General features: G+C 68.9%; 13 protein-coding genes. 1 reads left to right on the top strand and 12 read right to left on the bottom strand.

Features of this window, described 5'->3' with window-relative positions; genetic code table 11:
• Positions 1–53 precede the first annotated feature (53 nt).
• The 3 genes from ABD205_RS17170 to ABD205_RS17160 are packed head-to-tail and all read right to left on the bottom strand — an operon-like array spanning position 54 to position 4,758.
• Entirely contained in the window at positions 54–782 is a 729-nt protein-coding gene (locus tag ABD205_RS17170; protein ID WP_344046880.1) for an ABC transporter ATP-binding protein, read from the bottom strand.
• A complete protein-coding gene (locus ABD205_RS17165; protein WP_344046878.1) occupies positions 779–3,544 on the bottom strand; it encodes an ABC transporter permease subunit in 2,766 nt (921 codons plus the stop codon). The genes ABD205_RS17170 and ABD205_RS17165 overlap by 4 nt, the downstream gene beginning before the upstream one ends.
• 29 nt (positions 3,545–3,573) lie before the next feature.
• Positions 3,574–4,758 (bottom strand): ABC transporter substrate-binding protein, encoded by a 1,185-nt coding sequence (locus ABD205_RS17160; RefSeq protein WP_344046876.1) that lies wholly within the window; start codon positions 4,756–4,758, stop codon positions 3,574–3,576.
• Between the two features lie 323 nt (positions 4,759–5,081).
• Here ABD205_RS17160 and ABD205_RS17155 point away from each other — a divergent pair, with 323 nt between their 5' ends.
• Positions 5,082–7,178, top strand: a complete 2,097-nt coding sequence (locus ABD205_RS17155; protein WP_344046874.1) for a tannase/feruloyl esterase family alpha/beta hydrolase — start codon at positions 5,082–5,084, stop codon at positions 7,176–7,178.
• Between the two features lie 79 nt (positions 7,179–7,257).
• On the opposite strand, the gene ABD205_RS17150 is transcribed toward ABD205_RS17155, so the two are convergent.
• From ABD205_RS17150 to ABD205_RS17110, 9 genes are all read right to left on the bottom strand, one after another.
• Positions 7,258–8,124: a mycofactocin-coupled SDR family oxidoreductase gene (locus ABD205_RS17150; RefSeq protein ID WP_344046872.1), complete on the bottom strand. Its 867-nt coding sequence runs from the start codon at positions 8,122–8,124 to the stop codon at positions 7,258–7,260.
• 51 nt (positions 8,125–8,175) lie between these two features.
• Positions 8,176–9,654, bottom strand: coding sequence for an aldehyde dehydrogenase family protein (locus ABD205_RS17145; RefSeq protein ID WP_344046870.1), 1,479 nt, complete (start codon positions 9,652–9,654; stop codon positions 8,176–8,178).
• A gap of 28 nt (positions 9,655–9,682) precedes the next feature.
• Positions 9,683–10,441, bottom strand: a complete 759-nt coding sequence (locus ABD205_RS17140) for an ABC transporter ATP-binding protein (protein WP_344046868.1) — start codon at positions 10,439–10,441, stop codon at positions 9,683–9,685.
• Positions 10,438–13,200 carry an ABC transporter permease subunit gene (locus ABD205_RS17135; protein WP_344046866.1) on the bottom strand — a complete coding sequence of 921 codons (2,763 nt, stop codon included), beginning with the start codon at positions 13,198–13,200 and terminating at the stop codon, positions 10,438–10,440. The genes ABD205_RS17140 and ABD205_RS17135 overlap by 4 nt, the downstream gene beginning before the upstream one ends.
• A gap of 214 nt (positions 13,201–13,414) precedes the next feature.
• The gene (locus tag ABD205_RS17130; RefSeq protein ID WP_344046864.1) at positions 13,415–14,323 is read right to left on the bottom strand and encodes an LLM class F420-dependent oxidoreductase; all 909 of its coding nucleotides are present in this window, start codon (positions 14,321–14,323) and stop codon (positions 13,415–13,417) included.
• 17 nt (positions 14,324–14,340) lie between these two features.
• Positions 14,341–15,516 (bottom strand): acyl-CoA dehydrogenase family protein, encoded by a 1,176-nt coding sequence (locus ABD205_RS17125; protein WP_344046862.1) that lies wholly within the window; start codon positions 15,514–15,516, stop codon positions 14,341–14,343.
• Complete coding sequence (locus ABD205_RS17120) at positions 15,516–16,100, bottom strand: flavin reductase family protein (RefSeq protein ID WP_344046860.1); 585 nt, start codon at positions 16,098–16,100, stop codon at positions 15,516–15,518. Before ABD205_RS17120 ends, ABD205_RS17125 begins: the two co-directional genes overlap by 1 nt.
• Positions 16,097–17,008 (bottom strand): alpha/beta fold hydrolase, encoded by a 912-nt coding sequence (locus tag ABD205_RS17115; protein ID WP_344046858.1) that lies wholly within the window; start codon positions 17,006–17,008, stop codon positions 16,097–16,099. The genes ABD205_RS17120 and ABD205_RS17115 overlap by 4 nt, the downstream gene beginning before the upstream one ends.
• Complete coding sequence (locus tag ABD205_RS17110; protein WP_344046856.1) at positions 17,005–18,198, bottom strand: thiolase family protein; 1,194 nt, start codon at positions 18,196–18,198, stop codon at positions 17,005–17,007. Before ABD205_RS17110 ends, ABD205_RS17115 begins: the two co-directional genes overlap by 4 nt.
• Between the last annotated feature and the right edge of the window lie 5 nt (positions 18,199–18,203).

The following is an 18,203-nucleotide window of genomic DNA, read 5'->3' as shown; positions in this document are numbered from 1 at the left end:
TGATCGCGCACGGCACCGAACTCCCACCGCGCAGGGCAGCACCGTCCGGCGTGTCATGAGCCGTCGCCAAGGCTCGCCCCGGCGAGGTAGGTCCGCTCGATCTCGCCGACACGACTCCGCAGATCCCGGGCGTCACCCTCGAGCACGACCCGGCCGTGACTGAGCACGTAGGCGCGGTCGGCGACCTCGAGAGCGTCCCGGACGTGCTGCTCGACGAGCAGGACCGCGCCCCCGCGGTCCGCCGCGGCCCGCACAGCGAGGAGGAGACGCTCGAGGACCAGCGGGGCCAGACCGAGCGAGAGCTCGTCGGCGATGAGGACCTGCGGATCGACGGAGAGTGCCCGTGCCAGCGTCAGCATCTGCTGTTCGCCGCCCGAGAGCAAGGCCGTCTTGCGGCCCAGCAACGGCTCGAGCTCGGGGAACAGCTCGAGGCAGCGCCCTTGGTCCGTGCCCCCCAGTCGCAGGTTGTCGGCCGCAGACAGGCCCATGAACACCGAGCGCTCCTCGGAGATGTAGCGCAGACCGTGCTCGGCTCGGCGATGGAGCGGCGACTGCACCCGCTCGCCGTTCATCCTCACCTCACCACGCAGTGGCTTGAGATCGCCCGCCAGGGCGCGCACGCAGGTCGTCTTGCCGGCGCCGTTGACACCGAGCAGCGCGACGACCTCGCCCGGCGCGACGTGCAGATCGACCTCATGGACGACGGGCATGGCGCCGTACCCGACGCTGAGCCCTCGGGCCTCGAGGGCGGGTGCGGTCGCGGTGGTGGTGGCCGCGGTCATCGGACTCCTCCGGTCGGCTCTGCGGGGGCGTGGTCCGCGGTGAATCGACTGGTCCCGAGATAGGCCTCCACCACCGCAGGGTTGCTCCGGATCTCGTCGGCCGTGCCCGCTCCGATGAGGGTCCCGAAGTCGAGTGCGTACACCCGATCGCAGTTGCGCAGGACCATGTCGATGTTGTGCTCGACCAGGAAGATGGCCATGCCGTGGTCGTCCGCCAAGGTCCTGAGCACCTCGCCGAGCCGCCTCGTCTGGACGTCGCCGAGACCGGCGGCGGGCTCGTCGAGCAGCAGGACCGAGTGACCGCCTGCGGCGGCCCGTGCCACGGCGAGCATGCGTCGCAGGGCGTAGTCGAGATCCTCGACGCGCACGTCGAGGTAGGCGCCGAGACCGAAGCTCTCGATGGCCGCCAGCGCAGCGGGCGTGAAGGTGTCACGACCCGGCACGACGAGGTTCGTCGCATAGGCCAGGAGGTCGCGCTCGTCGCAGGCGGCGAGGAGGTTCTCGCGGACCGTCAGGTCCTCGAAGAGCTCGAGCGACTGGAAGGAGCGGCCCAGCCCAGCCCTGGCGCGGCGCTCGCGGGCCCAACGGTCGATCCGCTCTCCGCCGAGCCGGATCTCGCCGGAGGCTGGAGTGTTGAAACCCGTGATGGCGTCGATGCAGGTGCTCTTGCCAGCGCCGTTCGGGCCGATCAGACCAACGATCTCGCCCGGCTCGACGCGAAGAGTGAGCCCGTTGAGGGCAACGACACCGCCGAAGCGGACGGTGACCGCGTCCATCTCCAAGGTCAGCGGCTCCACGCGGTGACGGTCGACGGGGCCGGACGCGCGCGGTGGGTCGGCGACCGGCGCAGGAGCGTCCTCGGTCGCGGTCGCCAGGCCACGTGCCGCCAGCCGACGGGCGCGTGCCCGTTCACGCTGAGCCCGGACCTCGCGCGGCATCATCGTGAACGCGAGTCCGTCCGGTGCGATCGTCAGCATGTACAGCAGGCCGGCGCCGCTGACCAGACCCAGCCACAGCGCCACGTTCGGGCCGAGGAAGCTGAAGATCTGCTGACCGAGCGAGTCGGGCTGGAATCCACTGCCCGACAACGGACCTATGGGGGTGCCCGCCCCGCCCAGAACCGCATTCTGCATCGCCGTCACTGACTGGAGACCGGCGAAGCCGGTCAGCTGCAGCAGCGGACTTCGGAACGCGAGCAGGATGCCCCCGAGGGCGGCGATCATCCCGCCCAGGATGAAGGCGTACAGCTTGGCCTCGGTGACCGAGATGCCGAGCGCCGCCGCGGCGCGCTCATTGGTCCGAACCGCGATGAGTCGCCTTCCGGCCCGCGAGCGGCGCAGGTTCGCGACGACGCAGCCGACGAGAGCGAGCACGATCAGCGTGAAGGTCGCATAGCGCTTCGGGTAGAAGAGACCGTTCACGTCGATGCCGAGGACCGTGGTGTCGCCGACGTTGTATCCAGTCGGGCCGCCGGCGAGGTCCGAGTTGCCGAACACCACCGCCTCCAGGGAGATCGCCAGTCCGAGCGTGAGGATCGCGAGGTACACCCCGCGGGTACGGACACCGGCCAGGCCGACGACGACCCCGATCGGGATCGCGGTGAGCACGCCGACGACGAGCGCGATCTCGAACGGCCAGCCGTGGCTTGCGACCAACCAGCCGGAGGCCAGCGCACCGACGCCCGCGAAGCCGAGCTGCATCAGCGACAGCTGACCGGCGTACCCCGTGACGACCACGAACGACATCAGGATGATGGTGCCGAGGATCTGAGCCTGGAGGGCGTTGACCCAGGGCATCGGCAGCACCACCCAGATGCAGAACAGCGTGACGGCGACGCCGACGAGCAGCCAGACGGGTTGGATCCTGCCGCTCCCCAGTCGGGGCATCCGGCCGAAGCTCTCGTCCTTCCCTGCGACGCTCTTGCCGCGGGCGAGCAGGACGACGGTGACCAGGACGAATGGGACCGCCGTTCCCCAGCCCGGCGCCGTGACGTAGCGGGTCACCTCGGACTGGGCGACGCCGATCCCGAGGCCGGCGAGCACGGTGAGCGGGAATGACGAGAACCTGCCGACGACAGCCGCGGCGAGCACCGGGATCACCAGATACGTCAGGTTCGCCGTGCCGAGCCCGGTGATCGGGATCAGCAGGACAGCGGCCAGGCCGCCCAGCGCCGACCCGATCGCCCAGTTGGCAGCAGCGATCAGGTGGGGCGAGACACCCAGCGCCGCGGCCGCCCGCGGGTTCTCGGCGACCGCCGACGTGGCGATGCCGAAGGTCGTGAACCGGTAGAGCACCCAGAGGGCGAGGGTCGCCGCCATGACGATCGCGAAGATGTAGATCCTGTCCTGCCCGATCTGTGCACCGAAGATGGAGACCGGTTCGATGGGGAGCATCGACGGAACGACCTTCGGCAGCGGCCCGTAGGCGATCAGGACCGCTGACTGCAGGACGACGAGGAGCGCGAGCGTCGCGACGATCCTCGCGAGCGCCGAGGCTCCCTGCATGCGGCGCAGGATCAGCAGGTGGAACAGAGCGCCGAGGAGGGCGGAGGTCACGATCCCGAGGAGGACCGAGATCGCTTGGGGGAGGTGGTGCTCCAGACGTGCCTCGAAGTAGGCATAGGCACCGATCATCCCCACCGCGCCTTGGGCGAAGTTGACGACGCCCGACCCGCGGTAGACCAGGACCAGGCCCAGCGCGGCCAGGGCGTACAGCCCGCCTGCTCCCAGTCCGAGCGCAGCGAATCTCCAGATCTCGGTCATCGTGACTCCCGCTCCCCTCCGGCCGCGGACTACTTGCCGATGAGGATGTCGGAGGTGTCGTAGAAGTCACCCTTCTTGACCGGCTTGCCGCCGGCGATCTCGTAGGTGATGCCGTAGTGGTTGAAGATCTGCGGGAAGGACTTGCTCGCCAACGGCTCCGACGACCAGGCAGGGATGACACCGGCCATGTCCACGCCTCGCAGACCGTCGAGCGCGGTCGCGAACGTCTTGGCGTCGACGTCGCCGGTCGCGGAGGCGAGCGCCGCGTGCACGATCTTCGCGGCGACGAACGCCGTGACGGCCTGCTCGGTGAACGGGGCCTTCGGGTCCGTGGCCTGAAGCGTCGCCTTCGCCTCCTGGATGCCGGGCGCGTCGTCCGCGGGGCTGAGCTTGCTGTCGATGACGAGCAGCCCGTCGGCCAACGGCCCGAGCGCGTCGAGGACCTGCTGGCTGAAGACCGCGGCGATGCCACCGACGGTCACGGTCTTGCCGCTCTGCCGCAGCGCGGTGAGGGCCTGAGCACCGCCGGCGGGCGGCAGGCTCACCGCCACGCACTCAGCACCCGCCTCGGTCACCTTCGCCACGGCCGGCGACAGGTCGGCGGCGTTCGCGGCGACTGCGGCGCGGGCGACCTCCTTGCCGCCCTTCCCCTCGAAGCCGTTCTTGATGTTGTCGACAAGTGCGTCAGAACCGTCCATGTAGATGATGCCGAGCTTGCTGCATCCAGACTGCTGGAGACCGGCCCCGAGGGCGACGTACAGGGAGAACGACTCGGAGATCGGGTAGCTGTTCTTGACGTTGGCCACGCCGTTGCCGATAGCCGGGATCCCGGCCTTCGTCAGGATGCTCATGTCCTGACCGCCGCCCGAGAATCCGAGGACGACGGCGGCCACCTTGTCGACGACGGCCTGCTGCTCGCAGGCGAGGAAGCCGGGCGCAGTGCCCTTCGCGTCGCAGGTCTCGACCTTGACGTCCGGCAGGTCCTTGAGCGCACCCTTCACCATGGGCGCGATCTCGGGGAGGGTGAATGGGATCGTGCTGGTGAAGTCGCCTACGACCAGCACTTTCGCCGACGCCGAGCCGCCCGAGTTGCCCGCACCCGCGGCGTCGCCGGCGGTGCCGGACCCGTCGTCGGACGAGCCGCACGCGGTGAGGGTGAGGAGTGCGGTCGCGCCGATCGCGGCGACAGCCGACAGTGCCTTCTTGCGGTACATGGGTTCTCCTGGTGACGGGGTGTCAGGGGCGGGGCGAACGGCGTTCTCCCGTGTCACGACCCAGGCTCGCCGCCGGCGGTGCGCGGAGGTCCTGGGACCGGTACGCCGAACGGCGACCGGGATCGGGCTGTGACACTAAGCACATTTACCCGGGCAGTCAACAACGTTCACTTCCGTGTGTCGCCGCCTGTGAACAGCGTTGACATCAGATGACATCAGCGTCAGACTGCGGCCCGTGACACCGGTCACATCAGGTCGTGCTGGCCGACTCGCGTGACGTCCTGCCAGCCCGCTACCTCGCCGTCTGGAACGAAGGGACGTTCATGACCATCACCACCGAAGACACCGTCGACTGCTCGGCCTACGAGGTGACCGACTCCTACTTCGGAGCGCCGTACATCGACGTCGACGAACTCCGTGACGAGCCCAGCCCGCACCGGTACATCCACGGTGGGTTCACGGGCTGCGACACCCGGTTCGCCTTCTCCTACCCGCCTAGCGACCAGTGGAAGGGGCGCCTGATCCAGCCGATGGAGGGCGCTCACGCGGGACACGAGGACTTCTTCGCGGGCCCGCTCGGCGCCGCCATGGGCGGACTTCCGTTGACGATCCGCGCCGGCGGCTACATGGTCGAGACGAACATGGGTCACATCGGGGACGACATCGATCCCAAGGGCGGGGAGGACCCGACGATCTACGGCTGGCGCGCAGCCGTCGAGTCGGCGCGCTTCTCCAAGTTCGTCGCCGAGCAGGTCTACGGTGAGGCGCCGCACCACGCTTACGTGTGGGGTGGCAGCGGCGGCGGCCGCCGCTCGCCGTTGGTGCTCGAGAACGGTGCCGACGTCTTCGACGGCGCGCTGCCCTTCATGGGCGGGGGCGACGTCGCCCCGTTCCCTGCGACGGAGCGGATCAAGGGTGCCCAGGTGATGAGCTTCGCCTGCATGTTCAACGTGCAGCGCCTGCTCCGCGACCCCGCGACGTCGGGGAGGCTCATCGACGCGATGCAGCCCGGCGGGAGCGGCAACCCGTTCGAGGGGCTCGACTCCCACTCCGCTGAGGAGCTCGCCAGCCTCTACCGCCAGGGATTCCCTCTCGGCGACGAGTTCATGCTCTTCACCCCGATGGGCCAGATCTGGCTCTGGTCGTCGATCGCCGACCTGCTGGTCGAGCAGGACCCGTCGTACTTCGAGAACTTCTGGACCAAGCCGGGCTATGTCGGCCACGACCTGCCGACGGCGGTCCAGGACGACCTCATCGACGTCGTGACGACGGTGAGTCGGGTCGTGACCGTCCGCGACTTGCTGACCGATCCGGCTTTCGAAGCCCCCGAGTACGGACTGATGAAGACCATGGCAGGGCTGATGGCCGGCGAGGCCGGCATGGACATGCCCTACGCGATCGAGGTCGAGGGCCTGCCCGCCGGCTACCGCCTCGGCATCGGGATGCAGCTCATGAGTGGCGCCGCAGCCGGTCGCCAGCTCTATGCCATCGGCAACGTCGCCGACCTGTTCGCCTGCGACGGGCACGGCGAGGCGAACCTCAAGCGCTTCGAGGGCGTCCAGGCCGGGGATGAGATCCACGTCAGCAACCGCAAGTTCCTGGCGTTCTGCTACTTCCATCGCCACCACATCATGGACGACGCCCAGTTCGACTCGTTGCGCCAGGCCGGTCAGCCGATCTACGCCCAGCACCCCGTGCCCCTCATGTCACCCCTGATGGGTGTCTCCTACACCGGGCAGTACGCCGGCAAGCTGCTGTGGATGCACCACACGCACGACTCGTCGCTGTGGCCGTCCCAGGGCCTGATCTACCGTGGTGCGGTCGTCGCCGCACAGGGACCTGAGGCCGCTGCGGAGAAGTTCAGGCTCCAGTGGACGCAGAACGCGGAGCACATCCCGCCGTCCTACCTCCCGAACTCGACCACCCGCGCGACCTCGACCTGGCTGATCGACTACTTCCCGGTGATCGAGCAGGGCCTCGCCGACCTGATCCAGTGGGTAGAGGAGGGAACGGCCCCGCCGAACACGACCTTCGAGTACGTCGACGGTCAGATCGTGCTGCCGCAATCCGCGTCCGAGCGGGGCGGCATCCAGCCCGTCATCAGGGTCTCCGCGAACGGCGGCGTCCGAGCTGAGGTCGGCGTGGGTGAGCAGGTCGAGCTGGCCGTCGACGCCGAGGTTCCGCCGGGCGCAGGGACCATCGTCTCCGTCGAGTGGGACTGGGACGGTTGGGCGACGTTCCCGTTCCAGCACGAGGTCAGCGGAGAAGACACCGCCGTCTCGCTCAGGACCAGCCACGCCTACGGCAGCCCGGGCACCTACTTCGTGACGGCGCGGGTCCGTTCCCAGCGCGACGGTGACGCCACCGAAGTCAACCGGCTGATCAGCAACGTGGCATCTGCCCGGATCGTCGTCAGCTGAGACAGACGACAGCAGCGGCGGGGACCCTCGCTCCAGGAGCAGGTCCCCGCCGCTGCTTCACGCCGTCAGGCGGTCAGGCTCACTTACCCGGCCCGTTGGGCCACCTGAGCAGCGACCCGGCGTCCACCCGGATCTGCTGGCCGGTGATGTAACGCGCCTCGTCGGAGGCGAGGAACAGCACGAGGTTGGAGATGTCGACCGGCTCGACGTACGGGATCGGCATGGCCTGGAACACGTAGAAGGCCGGCTCGGCGTCCTCGCGTGTCGGGTGCTCCAGATCAGGCCGGAACTGCTGGTAGATGCCGTCGTTGTGCAGCAGATTCGTGTTGACGTTGGTCGGGTGGATGCAGTTGACCCGGATGAGGCGCGGTGCGAGGTGCAGGGCCAGCTGCTCGGTGTAGCCCATCAGGGTCTTCTTGGACCAGCCGTAGCCGGCGCTGCCGGGTCCCATCGCCGGGTTGTCGGTCGTGTTGGGCAGCATCGCCGCGGTGGAGCCGGTGACCACGACAGAGGCATACTCCGTCAGATGCGGGATGGCGACCGCGACGGCGTTCATGACCCCGATCAGGTCGACGTCGGTGGCATCGACGAAGTCCATCGGATCCGGGTCGCCCAGAGCCATCGGCAGGATCCCGGCGTTGGCCACGACGATGTCGACCCGGCCGAGCTCAGCGACGCCTGCCGTCAGCGCCTCTCGGAGCTGACTGCGGTCTCGCACATCAGCCTTGCTGGCGACGATGCGCCGACCGATCGCCTCCACGAGCCGGACGGTCTCCTTGAGGTCCTCCGGCGTCCCGAGCGGGTAGTTGTTCGACTCGATCTGCTCGCACAGGTCGATGGCGATGATGTCCGCGCCCTCCTCTGCCAGACGGATCGCATGACTGCGCCCCTGGCCCTTCGCTGCTCCCGTGATGAAAGCGACCTTGCCAGCAAGGCGGTCAGTCATGTGTTGTTCCGTTCTGGTCGACTGTCGGTGACAAGTGGGGTGCCGCGTGGATCAGACCAGCGGCACGGAGATGGCCTTGGTCTCGAGGTACTGCTCGAAGCCCTCGATCCCGTTCTGGCGGCCGATGCCGCTGTTCTTGTAGCCGCCGTAGGGCGAGTCGGCGCCGTACCAGAGGCTGGCGTTCACCGCGAGCGAACCCGTACGGATCCGGCGGGCCATCGCCATACCGCGCTCGGTGGAGGCGGAGTGGATGGCGCCCGCCAGGCCGTACTTGCTGTCGTTGGCGATGCGCACCGCATCCTCATCGTCCTCGTAGGGGATCACGGTGAGCACCGGCCCGAAGATCTCCTCCTGGGCGATCGTCATCGAGTTGTCGACGCCGATGAACAGCGTGGGCTCGACGAAGAAGCCCCGCTCGCGACCCGCGGGCCGCTCCGCACCTCCGACGACGAGCTCGGCTCCTTCGTCGATTCCGGTGCGGATGAGCCCGGTGACCCGGTCTCGCTGACGCGCACTGATCAGCGGCCCCATGAGGTTTGCCGGATCGGTCGGGTCGCCCCACGGGACGTTCTGCATCGCCGCAGTGATCAGCTCGACGCCCTCGTCATACCGTGAGCGCGGCAACAGCATCCGGGTCTGCATCGCACAGCCCTGCCCGGCGTGCATGCACACGCTCATCCCCGCGGGCACGACCGTCGCGAAGTCGGCATCGTCGAGGATGATCGCCGCCGACTTGCCACCCAGCTCGAGGAAGACGCGCTTGAGCGTCGCCGCGCCCTTCTCCATGATGCGCTGGCCGGTCGCGGTGGAGCCGGTGAAGGAGATCAGGTCGACGCGCGGGTCGACGGTCAGCTGCTCTCCGAGGAGGTGGTCCGTCGAGGTCACGATGTTGACCACTCCCGCCGGAATGTCGGTCCTCTCCGCGATGAGCCGCCCGATCCGCGTCGCGTTCCACGGCGTGTCCGGGGCGGGCTTGATCACCACCGTGTTCCCGGTGGCCACGATCGGCCCGAGCTTGCTGATCATCACCTCGAACGGGTAGTTCCACGGCAGGATGGCGCCGACGACACCGACGGCCTCCTTCCAGACCAGCCTCCGGCTGTTCATCCCCGCGAGGGTGCTGGATGGCAGCTCCCGCTCCCAGGCGAACTGCTCGATCTCCTTCGCCGGCCAGAGCAGGCCCTCCTCGAGGGGCCATTCCAGCTGAGCCATGTACGTCACCGCGACCGGCGTGCCAACCTCGGCCACCAGCTCCGCACGCAGCAGCTCGCGCTCGGACTCCAACGCCTCCTGGAGCTGCTCGAGGCAGTGCCGACGAAACGCCCGGTTGGTGGACCAGTCCGTATGGTCGAAGGCCCGACGGGCCGCCGCGATCGCTCGGTCCATGTCGACCGCACCCGCGTCCGCGACGTGGCCCAGCACCTCCTCGGTGGCTGGATTGATGTTGTCGAACGTCGCGCCCGACGCCGCGGCGACCAGTCGGCCGTCGATCAGCATCCGGGTCTCCCCCGCGACACCCTGTCCCGTCATCTTCGTCGTTCCTCTCGTCGTTGGAAGGTCAGACCGGTGCGGTCTCGCCGAGGTAGGCGGCCTCGAGCCGCTCCGGGTGCGCCGCGAGATTCGTGGCGCTCCCGGTGAGCCGTACGTCGCCGTGCACGATCACCATCGCCTCGTCGGCGACCTCGAGGGCCAGGTGGACGTGCTGTTCGACGAGGACCACCACGGCGCCGGTGTCGTCGGCGATCCTTCGCACGATCGGCAACAGCTCCTCGACGATGACCGGGGCAAGACCCATGCTCATCTCGTCGATGAGGAGCACGCGTGGACGCTGGACCAGCGCCCGGGCCACGGCCAGCATCTGCTGCTCGCCGCCCGAGATCGCGCCGGCAGAGACCTTCAGGCGCTTCTTCAGGGCCGGGAAGAGCTCCATGGTCGCGTCGAGGTCGGGGCCGCCCGCCTTGTGCGCGATCTGGATGTTCTCCTTGACGCTCAGCCCGGTGAACAGGGCCCGGTCGTCGGCGACGAGCACCAGACCGGCCTTGTTGGCCGCTCCGGGTCGCGCGCTCGGGAGCACCTTGCCCCCGACGAGCACCTCCCCGTCGAGCCGGGGCAGCAGGCCGGCGAGCGTGGCCATCACGGTCGTCTTGCCGGCGCCATTCGGCCCGAGGATCGCGAGCACCTCCCCGCCACGCAGGCTGATGTCGAGGTCACGGACCACCGTGACTGCGCCGTACCCGGCCGAGAGTCCGCGGACCTCGAGCACAGCGTCGCTCTCCGGCGCTTTCTCCGCCTCGCTGAACGTGTCCTGCTCACTCATGCCGTCGCCGCCTTCTCCGTGTGCGAGCCGAGGTAGGCCTCCGCGACGCGGGGGTCGACCCGGATCTCGGCCGGCGTTCCGGACGCGATCACCTGGCCGAAGTTGAGGACCGAGATCCGGTCGCAGAGGTTGAGCATCAGACCCATGTCGTGGTCGACCACGATGATGGTCACGCCGCTGTCCCTGATCCGGCGCAAGCGCTCGCCGAGCCAGGCGCTCTCGACGGTGTCCAGTCCGCCGGCCGGCTCGTCGAGGAGGAGGACACGCGGATGCCCGGCCAGTGCGCGGGCGATCGAGACCAGCTGGCGCTGGCCCTGGGAGAGTTCGCCGGCGGGCCGCTCGCGCACGGAGTCGAGTCCCAGCAGGCGGAAGACCGCCTCCATCCGCTCCCCAGCGCTCCGCTCGACGGCTCCGCTGACCTCCGAACGATGACCGGAGGCGGTGAGGCCGACCTTGACGTTCTCGAGCACGCTGAGGTCCTCGTACAGCTCGATCGCCTGGAACGTCCGGCCCAGGCCCGCCCGGATCCGTTGGTGCGGCGCCAGGTCCCCGATCGGGGTTCCTGCGAGGACGACCCCGCCGGTGTGCGGCGCGAAGCCGCTCACCGCGTCGATGAGGGTCGTCTTGCCCGCCCCGTTCGGACCGATCAGGCCGAAGATCGACCCGCGCGGGACGCTCAGCGAGACGCCGTCGACGGCGACGACACCGCCGTAATGCACGGAGATGTCGCGCAGTTCGAGCTCGGTCTCCGCCTCAGCGTCGAGGATGACGTGCTCCGTCTTCTCGGTGTCGTCGAACGAGGCGACGGAGCCGACGACTGCGCGTCCGGCAGCTGCTTGCTGGCGCTTGGCGATCAGACTGTGCGCGGGCCCGACGATGCCCTCGGGGTTGAGGATCACCGTCATCACCAGCAGGACGCTGGCCACCACTGGATACCAGCCGCCGGCCGAGAACGTCTCGTCGACGAAGATGAAGAAGAGGCCGTTGGCCGCCGTGATGCCGGCGAGGAGGCCGCCCGAGACCGAGGTGACACCCGCCAGGTAGACGGTCCCGAAGAGGAAGAGTCCCGACATCGCGGAGAAGGAGCTGTCGCTGATCGTCTGCTGCTGGTAGGCCAGCAGCGTGCCACCCAGACCGGCCACGAAGGCCGCGATCGCGAAGGCCAGGATCTTGACCCGCACTACGCTCACGCCCGCCGCGGCCGCGGAACGCTCGTTGGCGCGCACGGCGAGCATCTGCGCTCCCAGCTGACTGCGACGCAGCTGCGCGACGCCGACGGCGACGCCGACCAGGATCGCCAGGCACATCAGACCGAAGCGGACCCTGGGGTAGTCGGCACCAGCTCCGATGCCGAGGTCGATGCCGAAGATCTTCGGGCTGCCGACGGTCACGCCCGAGGTTCCGACGAGGTCGACGTTGCGGAACCAGATGGCCTCGACGGCGAAGGCGAGAGCCAGGGTCACCACCGCCACCGTGAGTCCTCGAACACGCAAGGCCGGGAGCCCGATCACCACGCCGAGGACCATCGCGGCAAGAGCCGCCACGATCGGGGCGAGAGGGAACGGGATGTGCAGGTTGTCGCTGATCGGCGCGAGCAGGAACCCACCGGCGCCCGCGATGGTCAGCTGGGCCAGGGAGACCTGTCCGGCGTAGCCGGTGACGATCACCGTCGACAACGCGATGATCCCCATGATGAGCGAGGTGATCAGGCCGTTGCGCCACCGGTCGTCGAGAAGGACCAGGGCCAGGACGGCGACCACGGTCATCACGACGGTCGTCGGCAGGACGCGGGTCGGGCGAGGTGCGCGGCCGAGGGTCTGCAGGATGATGGCGCCGCGTGACGGCAGCGAGCGGGCGCGGACCACGAGCACCAGCAGGATGATCACCAGGGGCACCAGCTCCGGTAGACCCGAGGACGGCAGTGACGGGTGCACGGAGGCGAGGTACTGGGCCTCGGCCTGCAGCGCACCGATGCCGAGCCCGGCCACGACGGCCCAGACGACGTACTCGAAGCGTGCGACGATCGCCGCCGCGAGCGCGGGAACGATGAACAGGGTGTACGCCACCGGCACCAGCGGCACGATCGGCGCGATCAGGATGCCGGCCAGGCCTGCGACGGCCGAGCTGAGCATCCAGTTGTACGCCGCGATCCGATCCGGCGAGATCCCGCTCAGATACGCACCTCGCTCGGTCTCGGCCGACGCCCGGGTCCTGATGCCGAACCGGGTGAATCGGAACGCCAGCATCAGCACGAGGGCGAGCACCAGGATCGTGATCGCGAAGTAGATGCGGTCGGAGGAGACGAACAGGTCACCGTGGCGCCACGTCTTCACCGGGAAGATCGGCGCGACGGCGACGGCGTCGGTGCCGAGCTCCTCGGCGAGCAGGCCGGTCACGAGGAGCGAGATGCCGAGCGCGGCCACCGCCCGCGCGACCGGCGGCGCGGTTCGCAGAGGTCGGAAGACGACGAGGTAGAGCACCAATCCGACCAAGGCCCCGAACAGCAGCGAGAGGATCAGCGCCGGCCACAGCGCGAGTGGTTGGCCGAGGTGGATGGAGTTGGGCAGCCCCGGGATCGCCACCAGGAGCTCTCCGTTGCGCAGGAACGCGTAGAAGTAGGCGACGAGCAGGGCGATCGCCCCGCTGGCGAAGTTCAACACCCCGGAGCTGCGGTAGGTCAGCACGATGGCCAGAGCCAGTGCGCCGAACACAGCCCCGTTGCCGAGTCCGAGCAGGAGGAAGACCAGATGCTGCGTCATCGACGGCAGTCCCTTCGGATCGAGGTGATCGGTGACACAAACGTTAGATGACGTGATCGGGAGCCGCTAGGGGTAGCGCCGACAAATGTGGCGGCAGTCACCCGTTGAGGGCTGTTCAGGCGACAGTGTCGCGTCATTTCTCGCAATGGAAAGGTCGGTGCCGCGGTTCAGCCCGACGCCATACAGATAGTCACCGCTGTCAGTTGAGATCAGATCAGCGACGGATCAGACGCTCACTCATCAACGTCACGTCGCGCTTGAAGTCGTCGTAGGACCGGCTGGCCGGCTCGATCGTGAGCCAGGTAACGCCGGCGTCGGCGTACTCGTCGAGGCGCGGGGCGAGGGCGGCGCAGAACGCATCGGCATCCGTGCGCAGCAGGTCCTTCTCGAACGGGACGAAGCTGACGTCCATGGGCGCCCGGCCCAGCGCCGCCCGCCGATCGTTCTGCTCGGCGATCAGGGTCCGGAGGGAGGCGAGGTCTTCCAACGGTGGAGTGCGAGTGATAGCCGCCATCTCGGCGGACTGGGCGATCGGCATCCATCCGTCGGCAAGCTCGACGACCCGCCGGCGCGCGGCCTTGCTGTTGCCTCCGATCCAGATCGGGGGCCCGCCCGCCTGCTGTGGCAACGGGAGCGACTCGTGCCCGCTGACACCGAACTCGGGGCCGTCGTGATCGACGCCCGTCCACACCGCCCGCATCGCCGCGATCCCCTCGTCGAGGAGCTTGCCGCGTCGATCGAAGTCTGCGCGCAGGGCATGGAACTCGGTCTCGAGGTAGCCGGCGGCCATCCCGAGCGTGAACCGGCCTCCGGAGAGCAGGTCGAGGCTCGCAGCGGACTTGGCGGCAAGGTAGGGGCTTCGGTATCCGGCGACCATCACGTAGGTGATGAGCCGCAGGCGGCGCGTCGCCTCGGCGGCCACGCTCAGGGCGACGTACGGGTCGAACGCGTGATGTCCGCCGTTGGCGAGCCACGCCTTGTCGGGATAGGGATGCTCGCTCATCGCGAACCCGTCGAAGCCGGCGTCCTCGACGAAGCGGGCCAGCTCACCGAGGCTGCCCTCAGCGATCCACTGCGGATAGTGCTTCACCGCGCGCATCGGAAACATCAGGTTCGTCTTCATGCTCAGCTCCGTGTCAGTCACTTCAGCAGGTCACGGGCGATGACGACACGCTGGACCTCGGTGGCACCCTCGCCGAGTCGCTTGACGCGCAGGTCGCGGAACCACCGCTCGAGAGGCAGCTCGTCCGCGAGGCCGAGGGCTCCGTGGATCTGGATGCAGCGGTCGACCACGCGGAAGGCGGCCTCGGTCCCGTACATCTTGGCGACCGAGGCGTCGACACGGACGTCCTTGCCGAGGTCGGCGTTCCAGGCTGCCTGATACATCAGCAGGCGCGCGGCCCGCAGCTCGACCTCGCTGTCGACGAGCATCCACTGGATGCCCTGCTTGTCGGCGAGCCTGCCACCGAAGACCTCCCTGTCCTTCGCCCAGCTGCACGCCATCTCCAGCGCCCTCTGAGCGATCCCGATCGGACCGGCCGCGTAGAGGATCCGGCCGGTGACCAACGTTGAGCTTGCCTGGCCGAAGCCCTGCCCCTCCTCGCCGATCAGGTTCGCGACGGGGACCCGCGCCTCGTCGAAGTGCAGCTCGTAGGGCGAGAACGACGCCATCACGTCGATGCGGTTGATCGTCAGACCCGGGGTGTCCTTCTCCACGATGAATGCCGAGATGCCGTCGCGGCCCTCACCGGTGCGGGCGTAGACGATCCCGAAGTCGGCGTCGGCGGCATGGCTGGTCCACATCTTGGCGCCGTTGAGCACGAAGTGGTCACCGTCCCGGACCGCCTTGAGCTGGATGGCCCGAGCCGGGTCGGAGCCGCCGGTCGGCTCGCTGATCGCGGTGTAGGGCTTGGTCGTTGTGCCGTCCAGGACGGGCTGGCCGAAGCGGGCCCACTGCTCCTTCGACGCTCCGTAGAGGACGACCGGCGGATTGCCGCCGAACGCTCCGAGGGCCGGGAAGAACGCTCCCATCCGACAGCGCGACGCCTCCTCGAGGACGACCGCCTGACCGAGCACGCTCAGCCCGGCGCCGCCGTACTCCTCGGGGGTCTGGAGCGCCCAGAGCCCGAGGTTGCGAGCCTTTGCCTGCAACGGGAGTAGCAGGTCCCGCGGGAGCCCGGCCGCATCGTGCGGCAGGGTCGCCTCCAGCGGGTGGACCTCGGCCTGCATGAAGCGACGCACGGTGTCACGAAGGGCGACGAGCTCGTCCGGCAGCTCCCAGGCACCGGTGAGCGCCGGTTCGGTCAGGGTGGACATCAGGCGTGCTCGGCGAACCTGCGGGACCGCGCGTTCTCGAGCTGCGGGACGTGGTTGGCCTCGTAGCGCTCGACCCACTCCGCGGGCAGCTTCGGCCACGCCTCGTTGATCTGCAGGCGACGACCGGGGTTGAGGATCTCGGCGGCGACGACGTCGCCGACGAAGATCGAGCTCTCCTGGACGTCGAGAGTGCCTGTCACTCGCGCTTCGACGTAGCTGTGGGCGTCGAGCAGGATCGGCGCTCCGGTGACGCCGGTCTTCGTCCGCAGCTTGCCGATCTTGTCGCCGTCACGCCCTGAGCTTCCGCCGAGGGTCATCAGGATCTCGAGCGACTGCTCCAGCTGCTCGTCCTCGGCGCTCAGCATGTGCATGACGAAGACGCCGGAGCGCACGACCATGTCGTGAGTCAAGTTGTACTTGGTCAGGCTGATCGTCGCGCGCGGTGCCTCCGGAATGATGCTGGCGGCACCGGCCGAGAGAGACATGAGTCCGTTGGCGAAACCGCCGTCGATTGTCGTCACGGCGACCGGGTAGGGCCGAAGCCCACCGAGGACCTTGGCAGCAGCGTCGAAGTCGACGGTCATGATTGGCTCCTTGTTGCGGTGAGCTCCTCGTCCAAGTAGCCGAGGAGGTTGGCGGTGAAGATGTCGTTGTCATCGCCGGCGACCATGTGGCCGGCGTCGCGCACGTCGACGACGGCCGCGTGCGGGATCAGCTCTCGCATCTCTTCCACCCCGGCGTCCGACACGACGTCCGACTCCGCGCCGCGCACGAGCAGGACGGGGCACGTGATCTGGCGAGCAGCCACCTGCGAGCGGGCGTAGATGACCTCGCTGACCGGCGATTCGGCACCGTCGGGATCCCGCTCGTCCATGCGCAGGGTCGCGGGGTCCCAGTGCCAGTGCCAGCGACCTTCCCGCATCCGGAGGTTCTTGCGCAGACCGTCGACGTTGCCGGAGTGGCGCCGGTGCGGGTTGTACGCCGAGATCGCCTCCGCCGCCTCCTCGAGCGAGCCGAAGCCGTTCGGAGCGCTCCGCATGAAGTCCCGAACCCGGCGAGCTCCGTTCCGCTCGACGCTGACAGCGATGTCGACGAGCACGAGGCAGTCCGCGAACCGCTCGTCCTCACCGACCGCGATCAGCGCGACCTTACCGCCGAGGGAGGCACCGACCAGCACGAGCGGACCGCGCTCGACCCTCCTCAGGTCGGCGACGACGCTGCGCAGGTCGTCGATCATCGGCGTCATCCCGTAGGCGCCGTCGGCCGCCCAGTCACTGTCGCCGTGTCCGCGCAGGTCCATGGCGTAGGAGACCCAGCCGTCCCGTGCGAGGCGCTCACCGGTACGCCGCCAGGAGTGACGCGTCTGGCCGCCACCGTGGAGGAGCAGGACGACCCCCTTGGCCTCTCCGGCGACTGGCGCCCAGCGGTCCGCCGCCAGGCGGAGGCCGGCGCCGGGCAGGTCGACGGTCTCGGGATTCACGGCCGCCGTCACGGGGCAGGAACCTCGATGACGAGGGCACCTGCCTGGCCACCGCCGGCACACATCGCCGCGACCGCACGGCCGCCGCCGCGGCGACGGAGCTCGTTGATCAGCGTGATGACCATCCGTGTACCCGAGGCGGCGACGGGGTGGCCGAGGCTGCAGCCACTGCCGGCAGTGTTGACCAGGGCCTCGTCGATGCCGAGCTTCTTGCAGGCGGCGACCGGGACCGATGCGAACGCCTCGTTGATCTCCCAGAGGTCGATGTCGCCGATGCCGAGGCCGGCCCGGTCGAGGACCTTCGGGATGACGTCGAGCGGTGCCAGCCCCATCCGAGCGGGGTCGGTCGCCGTGGATGCCCACGCCTTGACCACCGCGAGGGGTTGGAGACCGTGCTCGGACGCGAGCTCGCTGGAGACGACCATGACGGCCGCCGCTGCGTCGTTCATGCCGCTGGCGTTGCCGGCCGTGATCGAGAACCCGTCGATCTCGGGGTGTAGTGGCTTGAGCGACGCTAGCTTCTCCAGGGTGGTGCCGCGGCGAGGATGCTCGTCGACCTCGAAGACCACGGTCGTGCCGTCTGCCTGGCGGGCTTGGACCGGGACGATCTCGTCCAGGAACGCGCCGGCATCGATCGCGGCGACAGCGCGCTCGTGCGAGCGCAGTGCCCACGCGTCCATCTCCTCGCGGGTCAGCCCGACCTCCTTCGCGGTGTTCCAGCCGACCGAGATGGACATGTCCATGTTCGGCGCCTCCGGCGTGTCCGGGTGGGTCGGCGACATCCATCGCTCGGTGAACTCGTCGACGGTCCCCGGCGTACGGAAGCGCTGGATCGGAGAGGTGGAGGTCGACTGGGTGCCTCCGGCGATGATGGCGCGCTCGGCCCCAGCGACGATCTGCGCGGCCGCGTTGGCAATGGCTGTCAGGCCCCCGGCGCAGTGCCGGTTGATCGCCTGGCCGGGGACCTGGAGCATCCCGTTGACGACCGCAGCGTGCCGGGCGATGTCGCCGCCGCCGTAGTTCGACTCAGCGAGGATGACGTCGTCGACCAGGGCGGCGTCGAGGCCCGAGCGCTGCTGGACCTCGCGCACCACGACCTCGGCCAGCTCGAGCGCGGTGGTGTCGCGCAGGGTGCCCTTGAAGGCGGTGCCGATCGCGGTGCGCGCACCGGCGACGATGACTGCTTCGATCTTGTCAGACATGTTTC

The sequence above is a fragment of the Nocardioides panacihumi genome (assembly GCF_039530925.1).
Taxonomy (GTDB): Bacteria; Actinomycetota; Actinomycetes; order Propionibacteriales; family Nocardioidaceae; genus Nocardioides; species Nocardioides panacihumi.
The sequence above is the reverse complement of the archived record's forward strand: the minus strand, read 5'-3'. Positions and strand labels throughout refer to the sequence as shown.